General features: G+C 70.7%; 15 protein-coding genes. 10 read left to right on the top strand and 5 right to left on the bottom strand.

Annotated elements, in window-relative coordinates; all coding sequences use genetic code 11:
• The first annotated feature begins 227 nt into the window (after positions 1–227).
• From FXO19_RS18030 to pcp, 7 genes are all read left to right on the top strand, one after another.
• Positions 228–656 carry an HIT domain-containing protein gene (locus FXO19_RS18030; RefSeq protein ID WP_149196505.1) on the top strand — a complete coding sequence of 143 codons (429 nt, stop codon included), beginning with the start codon at positions 228–230 and terminating at the stop codon, positions 654–656.
• Positions 653–1339, top strand: a complete 687-nt coding sequence (gene pxpB / locus FXO19_RS18025; protein ID WP_149196504.1) for a 5-oxoprolinase subunit PxpB — start codon at positions 653–655, stop codon at positions 1337–1339. The genes FXO19_RS18030 and pxpB overlap by 4 nt, the downstream gene beginning before the upstream one ends.
• Positions 1336–2301 carry a 5-oxoprolinase subunit C family protein gene (locus FXO19_RS18020; protein ID WP_149196503.1) on the top strand — a complete coding sequence of 322 codons (966 nt, stop codon included), beginning with the start codon at positions 1336–1338 and terminating at the stop codon, positions 2299–2301. Before pxpB ends, FXO19_RS18020 begins: the two co-directional genes overlap by 4 nt.
• Positions 2294–3079: a LamB/YcsF family protein gene (locus FXO19_RS18015; RefSeq protein WP_149196502.1), complete on the top strand. Its 786-nt coding sequence runs from the start codon at positions 2294–2296 to the stop codon at positions 3077–3079. Before FXO19_RS18020 ends, FXO19_RS18015 begins: the two co-directional genes overlap by 8 nt.
• 133 nt (positions 3080–3212) lie before the next feature.
• Positions 3213–3917 carry a DUF969 domain-containing protein gene (locus FXO19_RS18010; protein ID WP_149196501.1) on the top strand — a complete coding sequence of 235 codons (705 nt, stop codon included), beginning with the start codon at positions 3213–3215 and terminating at the stop codon, positions 3915–3917.
• On the top strand, positions 3914–4867 hold the full coding sequence (locus tag FXO19_RS18005; RefSeq protein WP_255516494.1) for a DUF979 domain-containing protein: 954 nt from the start codon (positions 3914–3916) through the stop codon (positions 4865–4867). Before FXO19_RS18010 ends, FXO19_RS18005 begins: the two co-directional genes overlap by 4 nt.
• Positions 4864–5532: a pyroglutamyl-peptidase I gene (pcp, locus tag FXO19_RS18000; protein WP_149196500.1), complete on the top strand. Its 669-nt coding sequence runs from the start codon at positions 4864–4866 to the stop codon at positions 5530–5532. The genes FXO19_RS18005 and pcp overlap by 4 nt, the downstream gene beginning before the upstream one ends.
• 278 nt (positions 5533–5810) lie before the next feature.
• Here the strand turns inward: pcp and dcd are convergent, their stop codons facing one another.
• Together dcd and apbC are read right to left on the bottom strand one after the other, a co-directional pair.
• The gene (gene dcd / locus FXO19_RS17995) at positions 5811–6386 is read right to left on the bottom strand and encodes a dCTP deaminase (RefSeq protein WP_149196499.1); all 576 of its coding nucleotides are present in this window, start codon (positions 6384–6386) and stop codon (positions 5811–5813) included.
• Between the two features lie 234 nt (positions 6387–6620).
• Complete coding sequence (gene apbC, locus FXO19_RS17990) at positions 6621–7490, bottom strand: iron-sulfur cluster carrier protein ApbC (RefSeq protein ID WP_149196498.1); 870 nt, start codon at positions 7488–7490, stop codon at positions 6621–6623.
• 159 nt (positions 7491–7649) lie between these two features.
• Here apbC and FXO19_RS17985 point away from each other — a divergent pair, with 159 nt between their 5' ends.
• From FXO19_RS17985 to rnfB, 3 genes are all read left to right on the top strand, one after another.
• Entirely contained in the window at positions 7650–8078 is a 429-nt protein-coding gene (locus tag FXO19_RS17985; RefSeq protein ID WP_149196497.1) for a DUF2147 domain-containing protein, read from the top strand.
• A 150-nt stretch (positions 8079–8228) separates the two neighbouring features.
• A complete protein-coding gene (gene metG / locus FXO19_RS17980) occupies positions 8229–10313 on the top strand; it encodes a methionine--tRNA ligase (RefSeq protein ID WP_149196496.1) in 2085 nt (694 codons plus the stop codon).
• A gap of 205 nt (positions 10314–10518) precedes the next feature.
• Complete coding sequence (rnfB, locus tag FXO19_RS17975) at positions 10519–10974, top strand: Rnf electron transport complex subunit RnfB (protein WP_149196495.1); 456 nt, start codon at positions 10519–10521, stop codon at positions 10972–10974.
• 193 nt (positions 10975–11167) lie between these two features.
• Here the strand turns inward: rnfB and FXO19_RS17970 are convergent, their stop codons facing one another.
• From FXO19_RS17970 to mutL, 3 genes are read right to left on the bottom strand one after another with little or no spacing between them, the layout of a single operon-like run.
• The gene (locus tag FXO19_RS17970; RefSeq protein ID WP_149196494.1) at positions 11168–12166 is read right to left on the bottom strand and encodes a TraB/GumN family protein; all 999 of its coding nucleotides are present in this window, start codon (positions 12164–12166) and stop codon (positions 11168–11170) included.
• Positions 12167–12192: 26 nt separating this feature from the next.
• Positions 12193–13155 (bottom strand): DUF1684 domain-containing protein, encoded by a 963-nt coding sequence (locus FXO19_RS17965; RefSeq protein WP_149196493.1) that lies wholly within the window; start codon positions 13153–13155, stop codon positions 12193–12195.
• 1 nt (position 13156) lies between these two features.
• A complete protein-coding gene (gene mutL / locus FXO19_RS17960; protein ID WP_149196492.1) occupies positions 13157–14971 on the bottom strand; it encodes a DNA mismatch repair endonuclease MutL in 1815 nt (604 codons plus the stop codon).
• Positions 14972–15511 lie beyond the last annotated feature (540 nt).

Raw genomic sequence — 15511 nt, 5'->3', positions numbered from 1 at the left:
TGTACCCAATTGCCGCCTGCTCCGGCGTTCCCCTCACCCCAACCCCGCTCCGCGCCCCGGCCCGCTCCAGCGGAGCGGGCGCTCGATCACACGCGCGCCATTGGCGCGCAAGCCGCGTGCTCTCGCCCCGTAAACGGGAGAGGGGGCGGTACGTCGCCATTTCCTTGATCTGCGGCTGCGGAAACCACGAAGCACCCGCCCCCGACGCTACGCCCGGCCCAAACACGATGAACCGATCCGCCACCACCGACGGCTTCACCCTGCACCCGCAATTGGCCACCGACACCCACCCGCTGGCCTCGCTGCCGCTGTGCGAACTGCGCCTGATGGACGACGCCAACTATCCCTGGCTGGTGCTGGTGCCGCGCATCGCCGACGCGCGCGAGCTGATCGACCTGGCGCCCGACCATCGCCATGCGCTGGCCGACGAGATCGACCGCACCTCGCGCCTGCTGCGCGAGGTGTTCCGGCCGTACAAGCTCAACGTCGCCGCGCTCGGCAACCTGGTGCCGCAGCTGCACGTCCACGCGATCGCGCGGTTCGAGCACGATCCCGCCTGGCCGGCGCCGGTCTGGGGCCGGGTGGCGGCGCGGCCGTACACGCCCGAGGCGCTGGTCGAGCGAGTGGCGCGCCTGCGCGACGCGCTGCCGGGGTGACCGGCTTCACGATCGAACGCCTGGGCGAGGAGGCGCTGCTGCTGCGCCTGGGCGAACGCATCGACGACGACACCAACCGCCGCGTGCACGCGCTGGCCGCGGTCATCGACGCCCGGCGGCCGCCGTGGCTGTGTGACATCGTACCGGCGTACGCATCGCTGGCGTTGTTCGTCGACGACGATCGTTCCGACCCGGACGACGACCCGCTGCAGCACGCCGAGCGCTGGCTGCAGGCACAAGACCTGGCCGCGGCCGGCGACCGCGACCCGGGCCACCAGCCGCCGCTCGAGATCCCGGTCCGCTACGGCGGCGAGCACGGACCCGACCTGGAGGCCGTGGCCGCGCATGCCGACATCACCGCCGAGGAAGTGATCGCGCTGCACACGGCCGGCGACTACCGGGTGGCGATGCTGGGATTCGCACCGGGCTTCCCGTACCTGCTCGGGCTCGATCCACGCCTGGCGATGCCGCGCATGGATACCCCGCGCGCACGCATTCCTGCCGGCAGCGTGGCGATCGGCGGCGCGCAGACCGGGATCTACCCGCGCGAGAGCCCAGGTGGCTGGCGCATTCTCGGCCGCACCCCGCTGGTCCTGTTCGACCCGGCGCGGCCGGCGCCGGCGCTGCTCGAACCCGGGCGGCGCGTGCGCTTCGTGGCGGCCACCGACGACGAGGCAGCATGAGCATCGAGGTGCTCGCGCCGGGCCTGGCGACGACAGTGCAGGACGACGGCCGCGTCGGCCTGCGCCATCTCGGCATCGGCAGCGCCGGCGCGCTGGACCTGTATTCGCACGCCGTGGCGAACCTGCTGGCCGGCAACGCCGCCGACGCCGCGACGCTGGAAGTCGCGCTGTCCGGGCCACGGCTGCGGTTCCGAAAGCCAGCGCGGATCGCGCTGTGCGGCGCGGAGATCGACGCCGAAGTCGACGGCACCGCGATTCCGGGCTGGCGGCCGGTGCAACTGCCCGCCGGCAGCACCCTCGTCCTCGGCCGCTGCCGCAAGGGTGCACGCGCCTACCTGGCGGTCGCCGGCGGGCTGGCGCTGCCGGACACGCTCGGCAGCGCCAGCACCGACCTGCGCGGCGGCTTCGGCGGCGTGCATGGGCGCGCGCTGGCGGCAGGCGATGTGCTGGAACTCGGCGCCGAAGGCGTTCCCGCCGTCGAACGGTTGTCGATCGCGCCATGGTGGATCGACGGAACGCCCGACCTCGACCTGTCGGTCCCATCGCGCATCCGCGTACTGGCCGGGGGTGACGCCACCGCGCCGGTGGACGCGCTGTTCACCGGCCGCTGGCGCGTGGCCGCCGCGAGCAACCGCCAGGGCTTGCGCCTGGAAGGCGATGCATTGGCGCTGGCGGACATGCACGAGCGGATCTCCGAGCCGGTCGCGCCCGGCACCGTGCAGTTGCCGCCGGACGGCTGCCCGATCGTGCTGCTGGCCGATGCCCAGACCCACGGCGGCTATCCGCGCATCGGCCACGCGATCCGCGCCGACCGCCCGCGGCTGGCGCAACTGCGGCCCGGGGATGTGCTCCGGTTCGCGCCCTGCACGCCCGCCGAAGCGCACGCGGCCGCTTGCGCGCAACGCCAGCGCCTGACCAGAATCGCGTTGGCGATCGATTCCAGGCGAGGCGCGGATGCATAGGCGCATCGACTTCAACTGCGATCTCGGGGAAGGTTGCGGCGACGATGCCGCGATCGCGCCCTGCATCAGCTCGGCCAGCATCGCTTGCGGCGGCCACGCCGGCGACGACGCCAGCATGCGCGCCACGGTGGCGCTGTGCCTGCGCCACGGCGTCGCCATCGGCGCGCACCCGTCGTTCGAGGACCGCGCGTACTTCGGCCGCCGCGAACTGCCGCTCTCGCCCCTGGAAGCGCATGCGCTGGTGCTGCGCCAGTGCCGCTCGCTGATGGCAATCTGCGACGCCGCCGGCACGCGCCTGCACCACGTCAAGCCGCACGGCGCGCTGTACAACCTGGCCGCGCGCGACCCGGCCGTGGCCGAGGGCGTTGCCGCCGCCGTACACGCGCTCGGCGCGGACCTGTGGCTGTACGCCCTCGCCGGCTCGGAACTGGTGCACGCGGGCCATGCGCTCGGCCTGCAGGTGGCCGAGGAGGTCTTCGCCGAGCGCGGCTACGAGGCCGACGGCCGGCTGACTCCGCGCGGCCAGCCCGGCGCGGTGATCGAGGATCTCGACGGCGCGCTCGCGCAGGTGCGCACGATGCTGCGCGAGGGCGAGGTGCAGGCCCGCGACGGCAGCCGCGTGCCGATCCGCGCCGACACCTTGTGCCTGCACGGCGACCGCCCCGACGCCGCCGCGTTCGCACGCGCGCTGCGCGACGCGCTGGAGGCGGACGGCGTATCCGTGGTCGCGCCCGGTATTCCCTCTCCCCCGTCGCGCAGCGATGGGGGAGAGGGTTAGGGTGAGGGGGGCTCTTGCCGTTGCGGCGACTGAAAGCACTCGCGCCTGCGGCGCTCGCCCCCTCACCCCAGCCCTCTCCCCCGACGCCGTCGGGGGAGAGGGAGCATTTTGTTGAGCGCTCCGAGGACCCCGCATGAGCTACTGGCCCCTGATCGGCGTCGCCCTGGTGGTGCTGGGGTTCGCCCTGCGCATGAATCCCGCGCTGGTGGTGGTCACCGCCGGCGTGGTCACCGGGCTGGTGGCCGGCTATACACCGGTGGAGGTACTGCAACTGCTGGGCGAGGCCTTCACCAAGCAGCGCTACCTCGCGATCTTCCTGCTCACCCTGCCGGTAATCGGACTGCTCGAACGCCACGGGCTGAAGGAGCGCGCGCAGGCGTGGATCGCGACCCTGCGCGCCGCCACCGCCGGGCGCCTGCTGATCGTCTACCTGGCCGCGCGGCAGATCACCGCCGCGCTCGGCCTCAACAGCCTCGGCGGCCATCCGCAGACGGTGCGGCCGCTGCTGGTGCCGATGGCCGAAGGCGCGGCCGAGGCCCGTCACGGCGCGCTACCGGAGGCCGAACGCGAGCGGCTGAAGGCACTGTCGGCCGCGACCGACAACGTCGGACTGTTCTTCGGCGAGGACATCTTCATCGCCTTCGCTGCGGTGCTGCTGATGCAGGGCTTCTACGCCGAGAACGGCATCGTGCTGGAACCGCTGCACATCGCGCTCTGGGGCATCCCGACCGCGCTCTGCGCCTTCACCATCCACGCCCTGCGGCTGTCGCGGCTGGACGCACGGCTGGCGCGCGAAGCGGCCCGACTGGCCGCCGCCGCCGAAGAGCGCGCATCGTGATCACCCTGCAGTGGGTCTACTGGCTCACCGGGCTGTACCTGGCGGCGGTCGCCGTGCTCGGCTGGCGCGACCGCGGCAACCCGCGGCGCCATACCACGGCGCTGTTCTGGGGCCTGCTGGGCGCGATGCTGCTGGTCGCCGACCGCCTGCCGGCGGCCGTGGTCGGCGCGGTGGTGGTGACGCTGGCGTGCCTGGCCGGCTTCGGCGGACTGGGGCGCGGCCGCTATCGCGAGAGCGGCCCGGAAGAGAAGCGAAGCGAGGCGCTGCGCCTCGGGAATCGACTGTTCTGGCCGGCGCTGCTGATCCCGGTGGTGACCGTCCTGGTGGCGGTAGTGCTGGCCGATGTCGAGATCGCCGGCGTGCGCCTGTTCGGTGCCGAGCTGACCACGCTGGTGGGGCTGGGCCTGGCCTGCGTGCTGGCGGTCGCGGCGGCGTGCCGGCTGACCCGGCAGTCGCCGGCCTCGGCCGTCGAGCAGTCGCGGCGGCTGATCGACGCGATCGGCTGGGCGGCGCTGCTGCCGCTGCTGCTGGCCACGCTCGGCAGCGTGTTCGCCGCGGCCGGCGTCGGCGATGCGGTAGCCGGCCTGGTGCGCGCGGTGATCCCGATCGAGAACCGCTTCGTCGTGGTGGTCGCCTATGCCGTGGGCATGGCGCTGTTCACCATGATCATGGGCAATGCGTTCGCCGCGTTCCCGGTGATGACCGCCGGCATCGGCCTGCCGCTGCTGGTGGGCGTGCACGGTGCCGATCCCGCGCCGCTCGCGGCGATCGGCATGCTGTCCGGCTACTGCGGCACCCTGCTGACGCCGATGGCGGCCAACTTCAACCTGGTGCCGGCGGCGCTGCTGGAACTGAAGGACCCGAACGCGGTGATCCGGCAACAGGTGGCCACTGCGCTGCCGCTGCTGGCTTGCAACGTGCTGTTGATGTACTTCATCGTGTTTCGATGACTTCGAAACCCACCAGGCGCGCGACGCCGACGGTGCTGCTGACCGGCTTCGCGCCGTTCGGCGGCGAGTCGGACAATCCCAGTTGGCAGGCAGTGTCCGCGCTGCACGGCGCACGCATCGCCGGCCATCGCGTGGTCGCGCGCGAGCTGCCGGTAGAGTTCGGCGCGTCGCTGCGCGTGCTGCGCGCCGCGATCCGCGAGACCGCACCGGCGTTGGTGCTGTGCGTCGGCCAGGCCGGCGGCCGCACGAGGCTGTCGCTGGAACGGGTGGCGATCAACGTCGACGACGCGCGCATCGCCGACAACGCGGGGGCGCGACCGATCGACGCACCGGTGGTCGCTGGCGGCCCCGCGGCCTACTTCGGCACGCTGCCGATCAAGGCGATGCTGGCGGCGCTGCTGCAGGCCGGGATTCCCGCCGAGATCTCGCAGACCGCCGGCACCTACGTCTGCAACCACGTGTTCTACGGGCTGATGCATGCGCTGCGCCGGCGCCGGGTGCGCGGCGGGTTCGTGCATATCCCCTACTCGCCGCGGCAGGCCGCCGCCCATCCGGGCGCCGCCAGCCTGGGTGTGGACACCGTGGCCGAGGGCCTGCGGATCGCGCTGCGCACCGCGCTGGTCACGCAAGTCGACGACAGGCTCGCCGCCGGCGCCGAACACTAGGCCTGTCAACCCTTATGGCGCATGCTGCGCCGCGCCTGCGGGACGACACCGCCCGTAGGAGCGCGCCATGCGCGCGATGCCGCGGGTGCCTGCAGGATCCGGTGGATGCCGCGATTCCGGATCGGCAGGCGCGCCGATCATCGGAATTTGCGGCGACGAAATGCCCGCGGCATCGCGCGCATGGCGCACTCCTACGAAGGAGCCGGCTCGATCCGTCTCCGCAGGAACGGCCCCCACGCATCGATACGATCGGAGAGATGCCGCGCCTCGAGGACTGATCAGGTCCGCGGCAGGGTGACCCCGCGCTGCCCCTGGTACTTGCCGCCGCGATCCTTGTACGAGGTCTCGCAGACGTCGTCCGCGTCGGACTGGAAGAACAGCATCTGCGCCACGCCCTCGTTGGCATAGATGCGTGCCGGCAGCGGCGTGGTATTGCTGAACTCCAGGGTCACGTGGCCCTCCCACTCCGGCTCCAGCGGGGTCACGTTGACGATGATCCCGCAGCGCGCATAGGTGCTCTTGCCCAGGCACACCACCAGCACGTCGCGCGGGATGCGGAAGTACTCGACCGTGCGCGCCAGCGCGAACGAGTTGGGCGGGATGATGCACTGGTCCGCCTCAACATCGACGAAGCTGCCCGGATCGAAGTGCTTCGGGTCGACGATCGTCGAATTGATATTGGTGAACACCTTGAACTCACGCGAGCAGCGCACGTCGTAGCCGTAGCTGGAGGTGCCGTAGCTGACGATGCGCTCGCCGTCGGCCGCATGCTTGACCTGGCCAGGCTCGAACGGCTCGATCATGCCGCCGTTCTCGGCCATGCGTCGGATCCAGCGGTCGCTCTTGATGCTCATGCGGTGTTCGTCCTCACTGCGGCTGTGGGCTGGGCATTGTAGGGCGGCGCCCCCTCACGTGTATCGCCCACCCCCGTAGGAGCGCGCCATGCGCGCGATGCCGCGGGTGCCTGCAGGATCCGGTGATGCCGCGATGCCGGACCGGCAGGCGCGCCGGTCACCGGGACTTGCGGGCGGCGAAATGCCCGCGGCATCGCGCGCATGGCGCGCTCCTACGGAGGGAGAGGCCGGTCTTCAGAGCAAGGAGGCCGAAATCGGCATCGACGCACGCGGCCGCTTCGCCAGTTCTTCCACCAGCCGGCGCGCGGTCTCGCGATAGGCCTGCGCCGCGGCCGAGTCCGGCTGCGCGGCGACCACCGGCGTGCCGGCATCGCCCTGCTCGCGGATGCCCGCCTCCAGCGGCAGCGACCCCAGCAGCGGCACGCCGTACTGCTCCGCCATGCGCTCGCCGCCGCCCTGGCCGAACAGGTGCTCGACGTGGCCACAGTTGGAGCAGACATGTTGGGCCATGTTCTCGATCAACCCGAGCACCGCCACGTCGACCTTCTGGAACATCTTCAGCGCCTTGCGCGCGTCCAGCGTGGCTACGTCCTGCGGCGTGGTGACGATGATCGCGCCGGCGACCGGGATCTTCTGCGCCAGCGTCAGCTGGATGTCGCCGGTGCCGGGCGGCAGGTCGACGATCAGGTAGTCGAGGCCGTCGTCCCCGCCCCAGAGGGTTTCGTTGAGCAGCTGCGTCAATGCGGAGGTTGCCATCGGACCGCGCCAGATCATCGGCGTGTCCTGCTCGACCAGCAGCCCGATCGACATCGCCTCGATGCCGTGCGCGCGCATCGGGACGATCGACTTGCCGTCGGGGCTGTCCGGCCGCCCCGACAGGCCCAGCATCATCGGCACGCTGGGGCCGTAGACGTCGGCATCGAGCACGCCGACGCGCGCGCCATCGGCCGCCAGCGCAAGTGCCAGGTTCACCGCCGTGGTCGATTTGCCGACCCCGCCCTTGCCGGAACCGATCGCGATGATGTTGCGGACGCGGGGGAGTGGCTTCAGGCTGCCCTGAACCGCATGGGCCGCCGCGGGAGATGCTCCGATGTCTGATCGCATGGCGGCAATTCTACTCCTTGCGCCGCCACCGATCCGTCTTCCCCGTCGCCTGAACGGGTGCGACGCCATGCCGTGCGAAGGGCATGCAATCGGTTATAAAGGCCTGAATCACGCGCCGGAGCGGCATGACGCCGGACCGGCCATCTTCCGGAGGGAATCATGCGTATGCGTTCATTCGTTCTTGCACTGGCGTTGCTACCGCTGACCGCCATGGCCCAGGACTCGGCCACCGGCCGCTGGAAGACCATCGACGACGAGACCGGCAAGCCCAAGTCGATCGTCGAAATCACCGAGGCCGCCGACGGCACCCTGTATGGCAAGGTGGCCGAGATCCTGCAGTCCGACCGCGGGCCCGACCCGACCTGCGACAAGTGCAGCGGCGCCAACAAGGGCAAACCGATCGAGGGCATGACGATCCTTTGGGACCTGAAGCCCGACGGCGAGGATGCGTGGTCCGGCGGCACGATCCTCGATCCGGCCAAGGGCAAGACCTACAAGTCCAAGGCCAAGCTGATCGATGCCAACCGGCTCGGCGTGTCGGGGTGCGTCGCCTTCATCTGCCGCGAGCAGGTCTGGCAGCGGGAGTGACGGGCCGGCGGCCCTGAGAAATCTTCGAACGGCCCGGCATCCGCCGGGCCGTTTCCGTTCGTGGCGACGGGGACGCGAACCGCGCCACCGGCGCGGCCGGCGTCCGCGGCAGGCATGCGATAATCGCCGGCCGTTTCCGCATCGTCCGCCATGTCCCGCACCGCGATCGTCTCCACCGCCCTGCCCTATGCCAACGGCCCGCTGCACCTGGGCCACCTGGTGGGCTACATCCAGGCCGACATCTGGGTGCGTGCGCGGCGCATGGCCGGCAACACCACCTACTTCGTCTGCGCTGACGACACCCACGGCACGCCGATCATGCTGGCGGCGGAAAAGGCCGGCACCACGCCGGAGGCCTTCATCGCCGGCGTCCAGGCCGGGCACGAGCGCGACTTCGCTGATTTCGGGGTCGCCTTCGACCACTACGATTCGACCCACTCGCCGGGCAACCGCGCGCTGACCGAGGCGATCTACAGCAAGCTCGACAACAACGGCCACATCAGCCGGCGCTCGGTGGCGCAGTTCTACGATCCTGCCAAGGGCATGTTCCTGCCCGACCGCTACATCAAGGGCATCTGCCCGAACTGCGGCACGCCCGACCAGTACGGCGACAACTGCGAGAACTGCGGCGCCACCTATGCGCCGACCGATCTGAAGGAACCGCGCTCGGTGCTGTCGGGCGCGGCGCCGGAATTGCGCGAGTCCGAGCACTTCTTCTTCGAGGTCGGGCAGTTCGAAGGCTTCCTGCGCGAATGGCTGCGCGGCGACGTGGCCGTGCCCGGCGTCAAGGCCAAGCTGCAGGAATGGCTGGACGGCGAAGGCGGCCTGCGCGCCTGGGACATCTCCCGCGACGCGCCCTACTTCGGCTTCGAGATCCCGGGCCATCCGGGCAAGTTCCTGTACGTGTGGCTGGACGCGCCGATCGGCTACCTCAGCAGCTTCCAGGCACTGTGCGAGCGCGAGGGCCTGAACTTCTTCGAGTTCCTGGCGCCGGACAGCGACTCCGAGCTGCACCATTTCATCGGCAAGGACATCGTCAACTTCCACGGCCTGTTCTGGCCGGCGGTGCTGCACGGCGCCGGCTTCCGCGCGCCGACGCGGCTGCACGTCAACGGCTACCTGACCGTCGACGGCGCCAAGATGTCGAAGTCGCGCGGCACCTTCGTCATGGCCCGTACCTATCTCGAGTGCGGGCTGCATCCCGAGGCGCTGCGCTACTACTACGCTGCCAAGTCCTCGGGCGGGGTGGATGACCTCGACCTCAACCTGTCCGACTTCGTCGCCCGCGTGAACGCCGACCTGGTCGGCAAGTTCGTCAACCTCGCCAGCCGCTGCGCGGGCTTCATTGGCAAGCGCTTCGACGGCCGCCTGGCCGCGGCGCTGCCGGAGCCGGACATGTACGCGCGCTTCGTCGCCGGCCTGGCGCCGATCCGCGAGGCCTACGAGCGCAACGAGCCGGCGGCGGTGCTGCGCATGACCATGGCGCTGGCCGACGAAGCCAATCGCTACATCGACGAGAAGAAGCCCTGGGTGATCGCGAAACGATCCGCTGAAAGCGGGGACGCCGCCGATGCCGAACTGCAGGCGGTCTGCACGCAGGGGCTGAACCTGTTCCGGGTGCTGGCGGCAGCGTTGCGGCCGGTGTTGCCGACGGTGACGGCGCAGGCGGAGGCGTTCCTCGCCGCGCCGCTCGAACGCTGGCGGGACCTCGACGCGCCGCTGCTCGACCACGCGATCGAAACCTACGCGCCACTGTTCACCCGACTCGACCCGAAGCAGATCGCCGCCATGACCGAAGCCAGCAAGGAAGACCTCAAGCCCGCCGCGCAAGCCCCAGTGGAGGCGAAGGCGGCTGCGACCGGCGATGCCGCGGCGAAGAACGCCGCAACGACCGCCGCTCCCGCGACCGTCGGCATCGACGATTTCGCGAAACTCGACCTGCGTATCGGTCGGGTGGTCGCCTGCGAGTTCGTCGAGGGCTCCGACAAGCTGCTGCGCTTCGAGCTTGACGCCGGCGACCTCGGCCGCCGCCAGATCTTCTCCGGCATCCGCACCAGCTACGGCGAGCCGGAAAAGCTGGTCGGGCGCAACGTGGTCTTCATCGCCAACCTGGCCCCGCGCAAGATGCGCTTCGGCCTCAGCGAGGGCATGATCCTGTCGGCTGGCTTCGATGGCGGTACGCTGGCGCTGCTGGACGCGGACGCCGGCGCCGCGCCGGGCATGCCGGTGCGATAGCGGGGCCGGTCCGCCGCTCCGGCCGGTGTCGCGATTCCCCGGCGGCGGCATGCCGCCGCCACTCCCACAGCGTCTCGCTTCAATGGCATGCCCCGTGGCACGCTGTCATGTGGGAGCGACGGGAGTCGCGACGTCCCGGCTGCGGCATGCCGCAGCCACCCGCCCGAACCGGGGTTTTGCGGGAGCAATCCCGAGAGTCAATTCCATGGCAACGCCCGACCTGATCGAACGCATCGACCGCCTGCTGCCGCAGACGCAGTGCCGGCAGTGCGGTTTCGACGGCTGCCGCCCCTACGCCGAAGCGTTGGCGGCCGGCGAAGTCGACGTCGATCGGTGCCCGCCCGGCGGCGATGCCGGCGCGCGGGCCTTGGCGCGGCTGCTCGGACGCGACCCCTTGCCCTACGACCGCACGCGCGGCACCCATCGTCCGCCGGAAGTCGCTCTGATCGTCGAGGCGGATTGCATCGGCTGCACCAAGTGCATCCAGGCCTGCCCGGTCGACGCGATCATAGGCGGCGCCAAGCGCATGCATTCCGTCATCGAACCGCTGTGTACCGGTTGCGAACTCTGCGTGCCGGCCTGTCCGGTGGATTGCATCGACATGATCGGACCGGCGCCGGCCGACCGCTCGGAAGCGGTGCCCTCACCGGGCGGTGATTGACCGCTTTCCTTGTCCCCTTCGGGGTGAAGGTGTGCTGCTTGCGAGCCATTGGCTCGCGCACATCTGAACGTTCTTGCGCCATGCACAAGGCCGGGGCGAGTGGCGCGGAGGATGGGCGGCGCGTCATCGCGGACGATAACGGTGGGCCAAGGCCCACCTCAAGGGTACGGCGAAGCGGCAGCGATTCGAAGAATCAGTTGGCCGCCGTCGCCGCGCACGCCGAACAGATCCGCTCGACCTCGAATCCCTTCGCCTGCAGCTTCTCGACCACGCCGTCGTCGCCGAGCAGGTGCAGCGCGCCGACCACGACCAGGGTGTTGCCGCCGGCGGCGTCGCCCAGCATCGCCTCGATCTTCGGCACCCAGGCGTCGTTGCGTTCGACGTTGATGCGGCGGTAGAGCGCCGGGAACTGCTCGCGCATTTCCGCCGCCATCCCTTCCCACATCGCCCGCGCATCGCCGTCGCGCCAGGCGGCGTGAAGCTTCTCGATCTCCTTGCGGCCCTCGACGCCGGTCGAGTCGAGCGACTCCTGCAGGAACTGCAGCTGCTCCTTGCGATCCATACCGTCGAGGAAGGCGATCTGCTGATCGCCGGTCTCCAGGCCGGAGGTGGGCTTGCCGGCCTTCTGCGCGCGCGTGGCGAAATGCGCATCCAGGCCGAGCGCCGGATCGAGGCCGTAGTTGGTCATCTCGGTGATGGTGACCATCAACGCGACGAACCAGGGCTCGAACATCTGCATGGTCTGCGGGGTCAACTGCATCTTCTGCAGGGTCGCGGCATTGGCGTCCAGCCAGCGCTCGAGGCCCGCGGCGGTTTCCTCGGGCAGCTCGCTGTCGAGCAGGGTGCCGTCGGTGCGCATGGCCGCCTGCCCCATCTTGATGCCGAGGGCGGGCGAGCTCATCTCGTCCGGCGGGATCTCGAAGATCAGCTTGTCGACGTCGTCGAACGCGGCGTCCACGTCCGCCGACAGCGGATAGTCCGCGGGCTTGAGCAGATGGAACGAGCCGAGCAGGTACACGGCGCCGGACTCGCCCGACACCTTCCACAACAGCGGCACCGGTGGCGCGACGCCAGCGGACGGCGGCGCCGCGACCTGCGGCTTCTCGGCAAAAGCGAAACCGGCCACTGCGACAGCGGCGACGGCGAGCGACAGCAGCAGCGACTTGAGCGAACGGCGGTTCAACAGGCGCATGAAGACATCCTTGCTTTGCGTGGGAATCAGATGGCGGGCTTGGCGTAGGCCTTCTCGCCGGCGGTGATCGCCAGGTCGAGCCGGTTCTCCTGCGGCGGCAGCGGGCAGGTCGCATGCGCGGTGAACGCGCACGGCGGGTTGTAGGCGCGATTGAAATCGAGCACGACGTTCCCGGCTTCGTCGGCGGCCGGCGCATCCAGGTAGCGCCCGGCGCCGTAGCTGCCTTGGCCGTTGGTGCGATCGGCGAGGATCAGGAACAGGCCGCCCGTGCCGTCGTCCACCGCTTCCAGGCGATGGGTCCGGCCGTCGCGCTCGAACTCGACCGCACCGGGATTGGGCATCGGCTCGAGCATGCCGATGATGTTGGCGATCTCTATGGTCTTGCCCGGCGGGTGCGCGACGAAACGCCCCTGCACGCGCCAGCCCTGATCGGCGGGCCAGTAATCGAGACCGGCGAAACCGGTCCGTGCCTCGGCCTCGGCATGGCGCACGCGCAGCGCGCGCCTGTTGCCGCGCTCGATCACGCTGATCTCGCCCTTGCCGCCGTCGAAGCCGATCACGCTCGGCGTCTCGCTGCGGTCGCCGTGCAGTTCGGCACGGGCGGTGAAAGGCTCGCCGTCGAGGGTGAGGTCGACGCCGCGCTCGGGCGTGAAGTACAGGCGCCCGTCCTGTTGCTGCAGCAGGCCGATCCGCGGCGGCCCCTTGGCCAGGCGCAGGCCGCTGTCGCTGCCGACGTAGTGCGCCTTGAGCTCGATCCAGTGCAGGCCGACCAGGCCGGTCCAGCCGTCCGGCGCCAGCAGGCTTTCCTCCCGCTGCTCGCGCCAGGCTTCCAGCTCGCGCACGAAGGCGGCATCGGCGGCCGGTGCCGCGGCCGGCGCGTCGCCGTCGTCCGATGCTGAGGCCACATCCTGCGCCGTGTCCTGTCCGCATCCGGCCAGGCCCGCCGCCAGAACCGCAGCGATCCAGGCAACTCGTGTCGTCTTCCCCATTTCAACGCCCCCGCATGAACCAGCGATCGATCTCCGCCAGGCTGAACCGCGCCCAGGTCGGGCGCCCATGATTGCATTGTCCGGAACGCTCCGTCGCCTCCATCTGCCGCAGCAGTGCGTTCATCTCCGGCACCGTCAGGCGGCGGTTGGCGCGTACCGCGCCGTGGCAGGCCATGGTCGACAGCAGCTCGTCGCGCGCGCTGGCGACGCGGCGGCTTTCGCCATGCTCGCGCAGGTCCGCCAGCACGTCGCGCAACAGCGCCTCGGTGTCGCCCTCGGCCAGCAGCGCCGGCACGCCGCGCAGCAGCAGCGACTGCGGCCCGCCGCGCGAGACCTCGAAACCGAGTTCGGACAGCGTGGCGGCCTCGCGCTCGGCGACATCGGCCTCGCGTTCGGACACCGCGACCGCCTGCGGCACCAGCAGCGGCTGCACGCGCAGGCCTTCGCTGTCGTGTGCGGTCTTCAGCTTCTCGTAGCCGATGCGCTCGTGCGCGGCGTGCATGTCCACCACCACCAGGCCGTCGGCGCACTGGCTGAGGATGAAGATGCCATGCAGCTGCGCCAGCGCATAGCCCAGCGGCGGGATGCCGGCCTCGTCGTGCTCCGGCATCGCCGCGGGCGCGGTGGACATCGGCTGCGCGGCCTGTGGCGGCGCGCCATAGAGCGCGGCGTAGCCGGCGCGGGCCTCGTCGATGCGCAGCGCCAGGCCGGACTGGTCGCGCGCCGACGGTTGCCAATGCGGCGACGCCGGTGCGCCGACCTGCAAGGCGACCGCGCCGCCGCCGGCGCCCGCCGTCATTGCCGGTGCCGGCTGTAGGCCGGCGCGGGTCCCGGCCAACGCGTCATGCAGCGTGCGATAGACGAAATCATGCACCAGGCGCGCATCGCGGAAGCGCACCTCGTGCTTGGCCGGGTGCACGTTGACGTCGACGCGGGCCGGCTCGAGTTCCAGGAACAGCACGTACGCCGGCTGGCGGCCGTGGTAGAGCACGTCGGCATAGGCCTGCCTGACCGCATGCGCGACACTGCGGTCGCGCACCGCGCGGCCGTTGGCGTAGAGGTACTGCTGGTCGGCGCTGGCGCGCGAATACGCCGGCTGCGCGATCCAGCCGTGCAGGCGCAGCCCCGCGCCCTCGTGCTCGACGCGCAGCGCGTGTTTCGCGAACTCGCCGCCCAGGGTCTCGTTGAGGCGCTCGTCGGAGAACAGCGCGCCGCCGCCCTTGTAGCGCCGCGACGGTTTGCCGTTGTGCGTGATGCGCAGCTCCACGTCGGGACGCGACAGCGCCAGCGAGCGCAGCCATTCCTCGATGTGGCCGAGCTCGGTGCGCTCGGCGCGCAGGAACTTGCGCCGCGCCGGCACGTTGTAGAACAGGTCGCGTACCTCGACCGTGGTGCCCGGCGGGTGCGGCCTCGGCGCCACCGCGGCGACGCGGCCGCCGTCCACCGCCAGCATGGCGCCATGGGCATCGTCGGGACGGCGCGAGGCGATCGAAAAGCGGCTGACGGACGCGATCGACGGCAACGCCTCGCCGCGAAAGCCGAGCGTGGCCACCGCCTCCAGGTCGTCGAGCGAGGCGATCTTGCTGGTGGCGTGGCGCGATACCGCCAGCGGCAGATCGTCCGCGGCCATGCCGCCGCCGTCGTCGCGGACACGGACCAGGCGCACCCCGCCCTCCTCCAGGTCGATGTCCACGCGCATCGCGCCGGCATCGAGCGCATTCTCGACCAGTTCCTTGACCACGGACGCCGGGCGCTCCACGACCTCGCCGGCGGCGATCTGGTTGACGAGGGTGTCGGGGAGTTGGCGGATGCTCAAAGGACGGACATCGCCCACGGGCGGCGGCGGAATGGGTCAACCGTGATGATAACGGGAGCGTCCCGTGCGTGCCCGACTGTCAGCGCATTCACCATCATCCCGGCGCACACCGTCATCCCGGCGTAGGCCGTCATCCCGGCGTAGGCCGGGATCCAGAGCCCGCGCCCCTGCAGCCAGGGCCATGCACGAAAACCGCTGATTGCCGTGCGGCCGCGAGTCGGCACCTCGCAACATGGGCCGAAAGGCACTGGATCCCGGCCTGCGCCGGGATGACGGCGCGGGAGGCTTCATAGGGCACTGGATCCCGGCCTGCGCCGGGATGACGGCGCGGGAGGCTTCATCACGCGGGAGACGGGCTTCGATCCGTCCGACAGCTGGTGCCTGTACGGACACTTCCGATTGTCGTGCGACCGCAAGTCTGCATCTCGCGCCGCGAGCCGTGCTGATAGCGGAGCACGCATGTGTTCCCGACCGTCAGTGCATTCACCGTCATCCCGGCGTAGGCCGGGATCCAGAGCCCGCGCCCCTGCAGCCAGGGCC

Source organism: Luteimonas suaedae, from assembly GCF_008312895.1.
GTDB lineage: Bacteria > Pseudomonadota > Gammaproteobacteria > Xanthomonadales > Xanthomonadaceae > Luteimonas > Luteimonas suaedae.
Note: the sequence above shows the minus strand (reverse complement) of the source record. Positions and strands in the feature narration are given on the sequence as shown.